Origin of the sequence: Pseudomonas sp. HS6 (assembly GCF_023375815.1) — a bacterium.
Classification (GTDB): domain Bacteria; phylum Pseudomonadota; class Gammaproteobacteria; order Pseudomonadales; family Pseudomonadaceae; genus Aquipseudomonas.
Window position 1 is genome coordinate 3955032 of sequence record NZ_CP067412.1, and the last position, 12863, is coordinate 3967894.

A 12863-nucleotide genomic window follows, 5' to 3' on the forward strand; every position below is an offset into this window, starting at 1 on the left:
GAGACTTTCAAGCATGAGTGACTCCGGCCGCGCCGACGCGCTGTTAGCAGACCTGCCCCGCGACGGCCGTGGCCGGCTCAAGGTTTTCCTCGGCGCCGCGCCGGGTGTGGGCAAGACCTATGCGATGTTGCAGGCGGCTCACAGTCAATTGCGTCAGGGCGTGAAAATCATTGCCGGCGTGGTCGAGACCCACGGTCGCGCCGAAACCGAAGCGTTGCTCGGCGGCCTGCCGCAACTGCCGCTGGTACGTTCGGAATACCGTGGCGTGACGCTGGAGGAAATGGACCTCGACGGTCTGCTCGCGGCAAAACCGAAACTGGTGCTGGTCGATGAACTGGCCCACAGCAACGCCCCCGGCAGTCGTCACGCCAAACGCTGGCAGGACATTCAGGAACTGCTCGCAGCCGGCATCGACGTGTACACCACGGTCAACGTCCAGCACCTGGAAAGTCTCAACGATCAGGTGCGGGGCATCACTGGTGTGCAGGTGCGCGAAACCCTGCCGGACTGGGTGCTGCAAGAAGCCTACGAACTGCTGCTGATCGACCTGCCGCCCCGGGAATTGCTCGAGCGCTTGCGCGAAGGCAAGGTCTACGTGCCGGAACAGGCGCGGGCCGCGATCGATGCGTTTTTCACCCAGACCAACCTCACCGCGCTGCGTGAACTGGCGATGCAGACCGCTGCGGCGCAGGTCGATAACGATCTCGCCCAAGGCTATCGCCAGCTCGGCCAGGCTGCACCGGCCGTGCGCGGGCGCTTGCTGGTCGGCGTCGACGGCAATGCCGATGCTGAACGGCTGGTGCGTCATGCCAGTCGCGTCGCACAGCGCCGGCATTTGCCCTGGAGTCTGGTACACGTCGAAAACGGCAGTGTGCGCGATGAGCAATCGCGCCTGCGCCTGCAAAGCGCCCAGCAATTGGCCGAACGGCTTGGCGGCGAAGTGGTGCTGCTGCGGGCCGGCGAAGTAGCAAAGACCTTGATCCAGCACGCCGCCGAACGCCGCGCCAGTCTGGTGCTGGTCGGCCAGTCGCGGCCGAGTCTGCGCCGGCGTTTGTTTGGCGGTGGTCTGGCGGCGCGTTTGTTGCGCCAGTCCCATGGCCTGGAAATCAACGTGCTGGACAGCGACCACGAACAGCATCCGCCACGTCAGCGGTCGGCACCGACACTGGTGTGGTTCGACTACGCGCTGGCGCTGGTGGCCACGGTTTTGGCCAGTGCGCTGGCGTGGGCGGTGTCCAGCGTATTGCCGTTGCCGAATATCTCGTTGGTGTTCCTTGCCGCGGTGTTGCTGGTGGCAGTGCGCAGCAGCCTGGGGCCTTCGCTGGCCTGCGCGGCGCTGTCGTTCCTGACCTACGACTTTCTGTTCATTCCGCCGAATTTCTCCTTCAGCATCCAGCGCGAAGAAGACGTGCTGACCTTGCTGTTCTTCCTGCTGATGGCGGCGCTCACCGGTAACCTGGCGGCGCGTCAGCGTCGGCAATTGCAGGCCCTGCGCGACACCCAGGAAGAGACCACCGAACTGCTCGACCTGTCGCGCAAACTCACCGCCGCCACCGACCGTCAGGCCGTGGTCAGCGCCGCTGCGCAGCACCTCAATGGCTGGAGCGATCTGCAATTGTGCCTGCTCAATCGCGACGGCCAGGGTGGCTGGAAAGTCGAGACCGGCGGCCCGCTGCAATTCACCGAAGCGGAACGCGCCGCCGCCGACTGGGCCTGGCAACACGATCAACCGGCAGGCATGGGCACCGGCACGTTGCCGTTCGGTCGCTGGTGGTGGTGGCCGCTGTCGGTGGAGGACGGGCCGTTGGCGTTGCTCGGTGTGTGCGCCAAAGAAGGCCAGACGTTGAGCGGGCAACGCCGCCGCTTGTTGACTGCGCTGAGCCAGCCGCTGGCCCAGGCACTCGCCCGGGCGCAACTGGCCGATGACCTTGAAGCTGCGCGCCTGCACGGCGAAACCGAACAATTGCGCAGTGCCTTGCTGGCGTCGGTGTCCCACGATCTGCGCACGCCGCTGACGTCAATGCGCGGCAGCATCGACAGCCTGTTGGCGCTCGGCGAAGCGATCCCGCTGGAAGATCGCCGCGAGTTGCTTGAAGGCACTCGCGATGAAGCCGAACGTCTTGACCGCTACATCCAGAATCTGCTGGACATGACCCGCCTCGGCCACGGTGCCCTGAAGCTGGCGCGGGACTGGGTGTCGCCAGCGGACATCGTCGGCAGTGCGCTCAATCGTCTGCGAGCGGTGCTGTCGTCGTTGCACGTGAGCACCGATGTACCGGCCGAGTTGCCGCTGCTGTTCGTCCATGCCGCGTTGATCGAACAGGCGCTGGTGAATGTGCTGGAGAACGCCGCACGGTTTTCGCCGTCCCACGGCCGGCTGCAACTGCGTGCCGGAGCGGATGAGAGCGAGGTGTTTTTCTCGGTCAGCGATGAAGGGCCGGGAATTCCTGTCGATGAGCGAGCGAAGATTTTCGACATGTTCTACACCGCCGCCCGGGGTGATCGCGGCGGGCAGGGCACTGGCCTCGGGTTGGCAATCTGTCAGGGCATGGTCGGCGCCCATGGCGGGCGGATCAGTGTCGGCGACGGTATCGACGGACACGGCACCTGCATCACCCTGCACCTGCCTTTGCAGGCGCAACCGGGGATGGACGGTGAAGCCTGATCCGCGCTGCGCTACTCTCTTGCCACTCTTTTGTGTTGATGTGAACTCATGACTCAGACCGCGACCATTTTGGTCATCGATGACGAACCGCAGATCCGCAAGTTTCTGCGCATCAGCCTCGTATCCCAAGGCTACAAAGTGCTGGAGGCCGGCACCGGTGCCGAGGGCCTGGCCCAGGCGGCGCTGAACAAACCGGACCTGTTGGTGCTCGACCTCGGCCTGCCGGACATGGACGGTCAGCAAGTGTTGCGCGAGTTTCGCGAGTGGGCCACGGCGCCGGTGCTGGTGCTGTCGGTGCGCGCCAGCGAAGGGCAGAAAGTCCAGGCGCTGGATGGCGGCGCCAATGATTACGTGACCAAACCGTTCGGTATTCAGGAGTTTCTCGCTCGGGTCCGCGCGTTGTTGCGCCAGGCACCGGCCGGGGAGGCGCAGCAAGCGGCGTTGGTGTTTGGCCCGCTGACGGTGGACCTCGCTTATCGGCGGGTGCTGCTCGACGGCGTCGAAGTTGCCCTGACCCGCAAGGAGTACGCCGTGCTGGCGCAACTGGCGCGACATCCGGGGCGGGTGATCACCCAACAGCAATTGCTCAAGGATATCTGGGGCCCGACCCACACCGAGGACAGTCACTATCTGCGGATTGTGGTCGGTCATCTGCGGCAGAAACTGGCGGACGATCCGACCCGGCCACGGTTCATCGTGACCGAGGCAGGCGTCGGCTATCGGTTGTTGAACGAGAACAGCCTTTAGCTCTGTTCGCTCTCATAGCGGTCGAGGGTGTCCCGGGCGATTTCGCGACCCAGCGCGATCAGTTCCGGTGCCTTGTAGAACTCGAAGAATCGGCACACCCGCTTCGGCACGTTGATCAGGATGTCCGGTGGATACCCGGCGATCTTGTACTGTGCCAGCGAGGTCTGCATCACCTCGAAACTCTGGTTGATCAAATCCAGCAATGACGCCGGCCCGACGTTATCGATGATGAACGATCCGGTGGCGGATTTCGGGGCGCCTTCACGTTCAGGGGCGGCGGCCGGTTGCTGGGTTTCGGGCTCCGCACCTTCGACCCATGGATTGATCTCGGCGGCCTCGGCGCGCAACGCCTCCTGCTCGAGTCGCAGCAGTTGCTCGGCTTGTGTGCGGCGGAACGGCATTTTCGAACCGAGTGAACTGATCAGGTTGTCGAAGCGGCTACGAAACGCAGCGGGCCGCTGTATCACCGGCAATTTGTAATGACGCTGGTTGGTGGAGTTGAGATTGACCGCGATGATCAGGTCGCAGTGACTCGACACCACCGGCACGATCGGCAGCGGGTTGAGAATGCCGCCATCCACCAGCATCCGGTTGCCTTGCATTACCGGCGTGAACAGGCTGGGAATCGCCGCCGAGGCACGCATCGCCTGATGCAGGCAGCCTTCCTGAAACCAGATTTCCTGTTGATTGGTGAGGTCGGCTGCCACCGCCGTGTAAGGGATGCGCAGGTCTTCGATGTTGATCTCGCCGACGATCTTGCGGATCTGGCCGAAGACCTTCTCGCCACGGATCGCGCCGAGGCGAAAGCTCACGTCCACCAGCCGCAGCACATCGAGATAATCCAGGCTTTCGATCCAGTTGCGGTACTCGTCGAGTTTGCCGGCGGCGTAGATTCCGCCGACCACCGCGCCCATAGAACAACCGGCAATACAGGCGATGTCGTAACCACGCCGTTCAATCTCCTCGATGACCCCGATATGGGCATAGCCCCGGGCGCCACCGGAGCCCAGCACCAGTGCGACACGCTTTTTCATCAGACTTCCTCCCCGACAGGTTTCCACAATGCACCCATCGAGGGCCGGGCTACAATCGCCAGGGTCGCTCGGGGTGGCGATGGCGTCGTTATTTCGATACTTCATGACCCGCTGGCGTTATCTTTTGCCGTGCGGTGGATTCACGGGGCACAAGGCACTTTTTCAGCGCCGGACCGTCTTAACTGCACGACTGTTGACCTATCTTTGAGGTGTAAGTGATGAAAGCCTGGATCTGTGTGCCCTTGATTGCCCTGGCATTGGCCGGTTGCGCCGGCAAGACCGCCTACCGCGACAGCTGCGGCAGCCAACTCGACGCGGCGTGGCATGAACTGGATCTGGCCAAGGCCGAGGGTTTCGCCGGCACGGTCAGCTACTCCAAGGCCCTGTCGTTGCTGACGGCGGCCAAGACTCAGCAGCAATTCGAAGGTTTCGAAGGTTGCAGCAGCAAGGCTGAAAAGGCGCGTTTCTACATTCGCGAATCCCGCGCCGGGCGCTAAGCTGCTGACGTAGCGCAAGTGCAGGTGCCTTGCGCAGATGCACACTCATGCAACGCCATTGAATTCAGGAGCAATTAATGTCTGCGCTGGTTGACCGGTTGGTGGCTCATGTCCTGAGTCTGGAAGTCAGGCTGCTGGCCTGTCAGGCACGTCTGACCGCCCGGACCGACCCTGAGGCGCTGCATGATTTGCGAACCACCGTGCGCCGCTTGCGCAGCCTGTTAAGGCCATTGCGCGGTTTGCCCGGTGTCGAGCAACTGGAAGTCGCGGCGGCCGGTGTCGGGCAAGTGACTACGCCATGGCGTGATCGCGAGGTGCTGGCGGCGTATCTGCTCGAACATGGTCAACCTGAGGCCGCGCAGCGGCGCATGGCGCAGATGGCCGAGGCCTATCCGGCATTGGCGGCGAGTGCGGAAGTGGCTTCGCTGCTGATGATCCTCGATGCGTTTCCGCGTTTCCTACGGGCATCCCAGCGTCAGGGATTGCTCGATGATCTGGGCAAGCGCATCGAAAAACGCCTGGGTAAACAATGGAGGAACCTCGACGTGGCGCTGCACGATCCGGCCCACGACCGCCATCGCCTGCGTCTGCTGATCAAGCGTGTGCGTTACGGCATCGAAGCCTATCCCGAACTTGATCGCCTGCCGAAACCCGCGTTGGAGCGTCTGAAGTCTGCACAGGGCGCATTGGGTGACTGGCACGATTGCTGGCAATGGCTGGCGAAGGCCGAACAGGAAGCGGATCTGCAACCCTGCGTCGCCACCTGGCAGGCAACCATGATCAAGGCCGAAAGCAAGGCTGACCGGGTGCTGGAAAAGCTCAGCGCAGCCTGCTTCAAGTCCTGAAACCCTCTCCAGCTCGGCGCGCTGTCTTATCTGTCAGTCTCTTTGACCGGAATGGACGCTGCGCCGCTCTGCCGCGCTGGTTAAGATCCGGTCATTCCCTTTTTCGTGTCCGAGGTTCCCATGCGCTTTTGCGATCTGATCGATGCTGTCCGTCGTCAACCCGAGGTCACGATTCCTGCCGAGTGGGGACAGGGCCGGGCCAGTTTTGGCGGGCTGGTTGCCGCGCTGCAATTTGAAGTGATGCGCACCAAGGTGCCCACCGATCGGCCGGTGCGTTCGTTGGCGATCACGTTTGTCGGCCCGGTCGAGCCCGAGGTTCCGGTGAGCTTCGAGGTCGAGGTGCTGCGCGAAGGCAAAGCGGTCAGCCAGGTGCTGGGCCGCGCCGTGCAGAACGGCCAAGTAGTGACGATGGTGCAAGGCAGCTTCGGTGCTTCGCGCCCTTCGGAAGTAGCGGTTGAAGCCTACCCGGCACCGGAGATGAAACGCTGGGACGACTGCCAGGAACTGCCGTACATCAAAGGTGTGACCCCGGAGTTCATGCGTCATCTGGCGATGCGCTGGAGTGTCGGCGGCATGCCGTTCACCGGCAATCAGTCGCGGCTGATGGGCGGCTGGGTGCGCTTGCGTGGGGATGTCAAAGAGGAGCCGGTCAACGAGGCGCACCTGCTGGCGCTGGTCGATGCCTGGCCGCCCGCGCTGTTGCCGTACCTGAAGAAACCGGCACCGGGTAGCACACTGACCTGGACCATCGAATTCGTTCAGCCATTACGCGATTTGAGCACGCTGGACTGGTGCCAGTATCTGGCGGACATCGAGTATGCCGCCGACGGTTACGGCCACGTCGCCGCCAAACTGTGGAGTGCGCAAGGCGAGCTGATCGCCATGAGCCGGCAGACGGTGACGATCTTCGCCTGACTCAATGACGGCGGTGGCGTTCACGCCAGGCGCGATACCATCCGCCACTGAGAAAAAACCGTGGGAACGTCAGAAACTGCTCGACCAGCAGGCGCGATACTGCGTCCTTGCGATCACTGAACGGCTCGGAGGCTTGCGCCTCCAGGCTGTGGCCGTGGCGCTGCAGACCCAGTGCCGCGACAATTCCGATCACGCCAATTGCCACGCTCGCCAGACTCAGGCTGAACACGCCCGAGACGATCAACAGAAACGCAACGATGAACAGCGGCACAGCGATCAGGTGCAGCACCAGATTGGTCGGGTGCTGATGATTGGCCGGGTACGCGCGCCATTGCCACGCGGGAAGGTTGGGGTGACGTTTGCCCATGTTGCTGCTCCTCAATCCATGTTCGATTCATGGTTGAAGAATAGGCCCGGGCGGGCAGGGCGGCGAATCAAGGTTGGCTATTGCAGTGATAGGGACAATGGCCTTCTTTGATGTTGCCCCCTCAGAGCTTCAACTGACCGATCGCCTTGTTCAGTTCCCCGGCCAGCGTCGCCAGCTCGTTACTGGTGGTCGCCGAATCCACGGTCTGCTGCACCGTGTTCTCGGTCACATCACGAATGCTCACCACCGCGCGGTTCATCTCTTCGGCCACCTGGCTCTGCTGTTCTGCCGCCACTGCAATCTGCGTGTTGCTCTCGCGCATCTGCGCCACCGCCCCGGTAATTTCCGCCAGCGCTTCACCGGCTTCTTGCGCCTGCTGCACGCAGTCGTCGGCCTTGTACGAACTCTCCTGCATGAAGTCCACCGCATCGCGAGTACCGGCCTGTAACGCCGAGACCATGGTGGTGATTTCATCGGTGGAGGTCTGCACACGTTTTGCGAGATTGCGTACCTCGTCGGCGACCACTGCGAATCCTCGACCCATTTCCCCGGCGCGCGCCGCTTCGATGGCGGCATTGAGCGCCAGCAGATTGGTTTGCTCGGCGATGCTGTGGATCACGCTGACCACGCCGTTGATTTTCTGGCTGTCCTCGGCCAGGCGCTGGATCATCTCGGCAGTCTGCTGCACGCCGCTGGACAGACCGGCAATCGAATGCTGGACGCGGGTCACCACCTGCTGACCGCTGCCGGCCAGACCATCGGCGGTCTGCGACAGGTCGCGAGTGGCACCGGCGTGCTGGGCGATGTGGTAGACGGTGGCGGTCATTTCGTTGATCGCGGTGGCCGCCTGATCGGTTTCGCTCTGCTGGCCGAGCATGCCGTGGCGCACCTCGTTCATGCTCGAGGCCAGCCGCGCAGCACCGACATCCAGTTGCCGCGCGGTGTTGGCCACGGTAGTGACCACACGCTGGTAGCCGGCCTGCATCGCGTTGAAGGCATTGGCCATCTGGCCGACTTCGTCCTTGCAGGCCAACGGCACCCGAGCCGAAAGATCGCCGGTTTTCTCCACGTGCAGCATCACGTCCTTTAGGGTGTTGAGCTGGCTGAGCAGGAAGCGGATCAGCAACTGCGAAGCACCGAGCATCGCCAGCATCAGGATGAACACCGCCACCGCATAGTTGGCGAAACGCTCACTGAACACCTGGCTCAGGCTCGGCGCGAAAGCAATCACCGCGGCCTGGCCGTCGGCGCGGCTGAACACCTCGGCACCGAGCAACGGGTTTTCGCCAAACAGCGGCAAGTGGCTGATATCGACCCAGCCATTGCTGTCGGTGATTTCCAGCAGCGGCTGATCGTTGAGGCGCGGCGCTTCACCGCGTTTGAAGGTCAGCACCTGATCGCTCTTGGGCAGTGCCTGACCTGCGGGCCAGGCCTTGAGCAATTGCGCCTGCGCCTGTGCCGAGGCCTGCGCAGCATGGCTGCGGGCCTGCTGTTCGAGCTGGACTGCGTACAAGACCAACAACAGAGTGGTGACGAAGGCGACCGCGTTGACCGCCCAGAATTTGTATTTCAGCGAGATATTGCTAAGCCAGGCACCCATGGAGGTCTTCTCTGATAGCGGAAACAGTTTTGGCAAGGTGCCAGCATTGTGCCGCTACGCAGGTGTCCGGATCTTGATGTGCATCAACGAGTGATGCATTTCCTGCGGATCAGGGCAGGGCGGGTAAACCGTAGAACGCTCGAGCGCAGGCGGTGGTGTGGGCCGCCAGATCTTCCCCGGCCTCACCTCGATGCAACGCCACTTCGCGCAACACTTCGGTCAGGTACGCCGGTTCGTTACGTCCGTTTTTCGGTTTTGGCCGCAGAGTGCGGGGCAGCAGGTACGGCGCATCGCTTTCCAGCATCAGGCGACCTCGTTTGATCTCTTTCACCAACGGGTGCAAATGGGTGCCGCGACGCTCGTCACAGATCCAGCCGGTGATGCCGATATGCAAGTCCAGGTCGAGGTAACTGAACAGCGCTTTCTGCTCGCCGGTGAAGCAATGCACCACGGCGGCAGGCAATTGATCGCGGAAGTCACGGAGGATTTCCAGCAAGCGCTGGCTGGCGTCACGTTCGTGCAGGAACACCGGCAGTTGCAGTTCCACGGCCAGGGCCAGATGCTCTTCGAGGACTTTTTCCTGTTGTGGGCGCGGCGAGAAATCACGGTTGAAATCCAGTCCGCATTCACCGACTGCCACCACGTTCGATTCCTTCAGCAGGCTGCGCAGGTGCCGTGCGCTGTCGGCGTTCCAGTCACTGGCCGAATGCGGGTGAATACCGGCGGTGGCGAACAGTCGCTGCCCGTCCGGATCCAGTTGCTGGCACAGTTCCAGCGCCTGTTCGCTGCCCTCGACGCTGGTGCCGGTGAGTACCAGTTGGCAGACCCCGGCAGCGTAGGCTCGGTCGAGCACAGCCTGGTGTTTGTCGGCGAAACTGGGGTTTGTCAGGTTGACGCCGATATCGATGAGTTGCATGGTGCTACCTCGGGCCGAAGGCCGGAAAGCATATCAGAGCGGTAGATTTAAAAGAAAAGCCAAGAACTACAACGGCTTATGGCTGTCTGTTGAGGCCGCGAGGCAACACGGGTTGGCAGAGTTGCCATCACTGTGCCAGTCTCTCGCACTTTATCAGCGCTTCTGGCGCTCTGTTTTCGTCGGTGTTTTATGACCGCTCAGCGGTGAAAACACCCCGTATTCTTTCCGGAGAGTGGATGGTTCGTCCCTCGGTTTTGCTCCTGCTGTGTGGCTCGTTGCTGCTGCCGATGACGGCGGTTGCGCGCCTGCCCGGGCCGCTGCAAGCCGTGCCGGCCGTCAAGGTCCGCGACTTGACCGAGATCCGCAATAGCCGCGTGCTGCGGGTGCTGGTCAACCAGAGCCGCAACAGCTCCGGCGAAGTCCAGGGCCAGACCATCGGCGTCGAATATCACCGTTTGCGCGCCTTCGAGCAGTACCTCAATGGCCACGCCCGCGACGGCCAGGAAATCACCCTCAAGATCATTCCCAAAGCCAAGGATCAATTGCTTGGCGCGTTGCAGCGTGGCGAAGGCGATCTGGTAGCGCCGGGCGAACTGCTCGATCTGCAACCGGGCCATGCGGTCGCCAGCAGCGAGCCGATCGCCAGCAACGTGCCGCTGGTGCTGGTCGGCATCAAGGGTGAGAAGCGCTACACCAAGGTCGAGCAACTCGCCGGCAAGACCCTGGCGCTGCCCACCGGCAGTGCGGCGGGGGAGGCGGTCAGCCAGCTCAACCAGAAACTGGCGCTGCACAAGCTGGCGCCGATCAAGATCGAATGGGTCGATCCTACGTTGGCGGTCGAGGATGTGCTGGAAATGGTCCAGGGCGGGATCTTCCACCTGACCATCGTCGAGCAACCGATTGCCGAGCGCTGGGGCAAGATCCTGCCGAAACTGCGTTTTGACCGGCAATTGATGATCAGCGAGCCGGGCGAGGAGTACTGGTTCGTGCGGCGCGATGCCGCGATGCTACGAGCGAGCATCGACCGCTTCCTGACCGGCTACAAGACGCCGTCGAACGAAGATGCGGCGTTTCTGCGGATCTACCGCCGGCTCTATCAAGTTCACTATCCATTGGCCAAGGCTGATCGCCAGCGTCTGGAAAAACTGCGTCCGACCCTGCAAAAACATGCCGAAGCGCAGAACATGGACTGGCTCAACCTGGCAGCGCTGGCGTTCAAGGAATCGGCACTGCAACCCAGTGCACGCAGTGGCGGGGGGCCGACCGGGCTGATGCAGATCACGCCGTCCGCCGCGCAGAGGGTTGGCGTCAATAACATCCAGAATCTCGATGCGAATGTGCAGGCCGGGGCCAAGTACCTGGCGATGATCCGCCGCAAGTTCTTCAACAGCCCCAAGCTCAATGAGCGCGAGCGCATGGCGTTCACCCTGGCGGCCTACAACATCGGCCCGGAGCGTGTGCAGGGCATGCGCGCCGAGGCCCGGCGCCGTGGCCTGAACCCGAATCAGTGGTTCTTCCAGGTCGAGCGTATTGCCATGGAGCAGGTGGGCATGGGCGCCGTCAGCTATGTTAATAGCGTGAACAAGTATTACTTGGCGTTCGACCGGGAGCGGGAGTCGTTGGAGCCCCGGGGACAGAAAGTTGTCTCACGCAAATGATCTAATAAGTTGATTGTTATGGCGGAATATTTGCGCTTTTAACATAAATTTAACTGATTAATATGGCGGCCAACCAACAAGCACTTCTCACAACAAGGAATTGAAACATGAGCTCTCTGATCAACAAGGTTCTGTTCACCCGCGCTGGCTACGGTCTGACCATTCTGCGCATCGCCGTCGGTGTGATCTTCGCCGCCCACGGTTCACAGAAACTCTTTGGTCTCTTCGGTGGATACGGCCTGGCGGGTACTGCTCAATACATGGAAAGCCTCGGTCTGACCCCGGGCTACCTGATGGCCACCCTGGCGGGCGGTACGGAGTTCTTTGCAGGTCTGGCGTTGATCATCGGTCTGCTGGTTCGCCCGGCGGCACTGGGTCTGACGTTCCTGTCGCTGGTGGCGATCTTCACCGTGCACATCAGCAACGGTCTGTTCATGGCCAACAACGGTTACGAGTTCGCCCTGGCCCTGCTCGGTGGCAGCCTCGCGGTGCTGATCGAAGGTGCCGGCAAACTTTCGGTAGACCGCGCCATCGCCGGTTGACCGCTCTGGCTCAAGCAAAAGGCCCGCATTGTGCGGGCCTTTTTTGTTGCGGCTGATTCTTGACACTGGCTGGTCACGTTCTCTAGGATGCCGCTCATGCGCCGATTTAAACAGCTACTTGCGGGGCGCCAGGTGACTATTCTTCAGTTGCCGTCAGAAGCCGGAACAGGGCTTCGAAATACCGCTAAAGCGCTGGTTCGGTGTTGCCTCTCACCTGCCATGCAGACTTTTGAGGCAGAGACACGACACGATGAATGCACTTCGCCCTCCAGCACGTCCCGCGCCGATCACGGCACATATCACCCAGCGCAATCCAAAAATCCTGCTTGGCGGCAAACATCAGCCGACGCTGTTGCGTTATCTCGATGGCTGGCCACGTCGCAGCGGCGGTCCTGCCGCGTTTCTGATCCAGTTCGTTGAAGATGGCGAGTCGCTGGCGCGTTTTGCCGATGACAGTTTCGACCTGGCGGTGATTCAGGCACCGAGCCGCGACAATGCCCCGGAAATGATCGGGCAACTGACTCGCGTCGCGCGCCAGGGCTTGATCACACGGCGTTAAACCTCAGGGATAGTCGATCGCCACGATGTAGACGAATTGCTCGCCGGTTGGCGTCTGTACCCGAACTTCGGCGTCCAGCGCCTTGCCGATCAAGGCGCGGGCCAGCGGCGAGTCGATGCTGATGAGGCCCAGTTTCAGATCCAGTTCGTCCGGGCCGACGATACGGTAGCGCGACTGCTTACCGTCTTCGTCTTCGATGGTTACCCAGGCGCCGAAATAGACCTTGTTCGGATCACTCGGTTTCTCACTGACGACCTTCAGTGCTTCAAGGCGTTTGGTGAGAAAGCGCACGCGGCTGTCGATCTCGCGCAGCATTTTCTTGCCGTAGGTGTATTCGGCATTTTCCGAACGATCGCCCTGAGCCGCGGCTTCGCTGACCGACTGCGTCACCTGTGGGCGGCGCACATGCCAGAGCTCATGGAATTCGGCGCGCATCCGCGCTTCACCTTCAGGGGTGATCAGCGCGGTGCCGGCGGTGCGGGGAGGGCGATAACGGCTCATGGCAACTTCTTGTGGTA

13 protein-coding genes are annotated in these 12863 nt (G+C 62.0%); 8 read left to right on the forward strand and 5 right to left on the reverse strand.

Going from position 1 to position 12863, the window contains the following annotated elements:
- The first annotated feature begins 13 nt into the window (after window positions 1-13).
- Entirely contained in the window at window positions 14-2665 is a 2652-nt protein-coding gene (locus JJN09_RS17830) for a sensor histidine kinase KdpD (RefSeq protein WP_249482881.1), read from the forward strand.
- Window positions 2666-2713: 48 nt separating this feature from the next.
- Complete coding sequence (locus JJN09_RS17835) at window positions 2714-3412, forward strand: response regulator (protein ID WP_102620456.1); 699 nt, start codon at window positions 2714-2716, stop codon at window positions 3410-3412.
- Here JJN09_RS17835 and JJN09_RS17840 read toward each other — a convergent pair.
- Window positions 3409-4446: a patatin-like phospholipase family protein gene (locus JJN09_RS17840; RefSeq protein ID WP_249482882.1), complete on the reverse strand. Its 1038-nt coding sequence runs from the start codon at window positions 4444-4446 to the stop codon at window positions 3409-3411. The genes JJN09_RS17835 and JJN09_RS17840 overlap by 4 nt on opposite strands.
- Window positions 4447-4664: 218 nt before the next feature.
- On the opposite strand from JJN09_RS17840, the gene JJN09_RS17845 reads away from it, so the two are divergent.
- From JJN09_RS17845 to JJN09_RS17855, 3 genes are all read left to right on the forward strand, one after another.
- Window positions 4665-4943 (forward strand): hypothetical protein, encoded by a 279-nt coding sequence (locus JJN09_RS17845; protein ID WP_129394926.1) that lies wholly within the window; start codon window positions 4665-4667, stop codon window positions 4941-4943.
- Between the two features lie 77 nt (window positions 4944-5020).
- On the forward strand, window positions 5021-5788 hold the full coding sequence (locus JJN09_RS17850; RefSeq protein ID WP_249482883.1) for a CHAD domain-containing protein: 768 nt from the start codon (window positions 5021-5023) through the stop codon (window positions 5786-5788).
- 120 nt (window positions 5789-5908) lie between these two features.
- Window positions 5909-6703, forward strand: coding sequence for an acyl-CoA thioesterase II (locus JJN09_RS17855; RefSeq protein WP_249482884.1), 795 nt, complete (start codon window positions 5909-5911; stop codon window positions 6701-6703).
- 1 nt (window position 6704) lies between these two features.
- Here JJN09_RS17855 and JJN09_RS17860 read toward each other — a convergent pair whose 3' ends face one another.
- The 3 genes from JJN09_RS17860 to JJN09_RS17870 form a co-directional block, all read right to left on the reverse strand.
- Complete coding sequence (locus JJN09_RS17860) at window positions 6705-7070, reverse strand: Mpo1-like protein (RefSeq protein ID WP_085730565.1); 366 nt, start codon at window positions 7068-7070, stop codon at window positions 6705-6707.
- Window positions 7071-7191: 121 nt separating this feature from the next.
- The gene (locus tag JJN09_RS17865; protein ID WP_249482885.1) at window positions 7192-8670 is read right to left on the reverse strand and encodes a methyl-accepting chemotaxis protein; all 1479 of its coding nucleotides are present in this window, start codon (window positions 8668-8670) and stop codon (window positions 7192-7194) included.
- A 109-nt stretch (window positions 8671-8779) separates the two neighbouring features.
- Window positions 8780-9586 (reverse strand): TatD family hydrolase, encoded by an 807-nt coding sequence (locus JJN09_RS17870; protein WP_249482886.1) that lies wholly within the window; start codon window positions 9584-9586, stop codon window positions 8780-8782.
- A 236-nt stretch (window positions 9587-9822) separates the two neighbouring features.
- Between JJN09_RS17870 and JJN09_RS17875 the strand changes: the two genes are divergently transcribed.
- The 3 genes from JJN09_RS17875 (at window position 9823) to JJN09_RS17885 (ending at window position 12345) form a co-directional block, all read left to right on the forward strand.
- Window positions 9823-11244: a transglycosylase SLT domain-containing protein gene (locus JJN09_RS17875; RefSeq protein ID WP_249482887.1), complete on the forward strand. Its 1422-nt coding sequence runs from the start codon at window positions 9823-9825 to the stop codon at window positions 11242-11244.
- A gap of 107 nt (window positions 11245-11351) precedes the next feature.
- Window positions 11352-11786: a DoxX family protein gene (locus JJN09_RS17880; protein ID WP_201237336.1), complete on the forward strand. Its 435-nt coding sequence runs from the start codon at window positions 11352-11354 to the stop codon at window positions 11784-11786.
- Between the two features lie 250 nt (window positions 11787-12036).
- Window positions 12037-12345 carry a class I SAM-dependent methyltransferase gene (locus JJN09_RS17885; RefSeq protein WP_249482888.1) on the forward strand — a complete coding sequence of 103 codons (309 nt, stop codon included), beginning with the start codon at window positions 12037-12039 and terminating at the stop codon, window positions 12343-12345.
- Window positions 12346-12348: 3 nt separating this feature from the next.
- Here JJN09_RS17885 and greB read toward each other — a convergent pair whose 3' ends face one another.
- Window positions 12349-12846, reverse strand: coding sequence for a transcription elongation factor GreB (gene greB, locus JJN09_RS17890; RefSeq protein WP_003226818.1), 498 nt, complete (start codon window positions 12844-12846; stop codon window positions 12349-12351).
- Window positions 12847-12863: the final 17 nt, after the last annotated feature.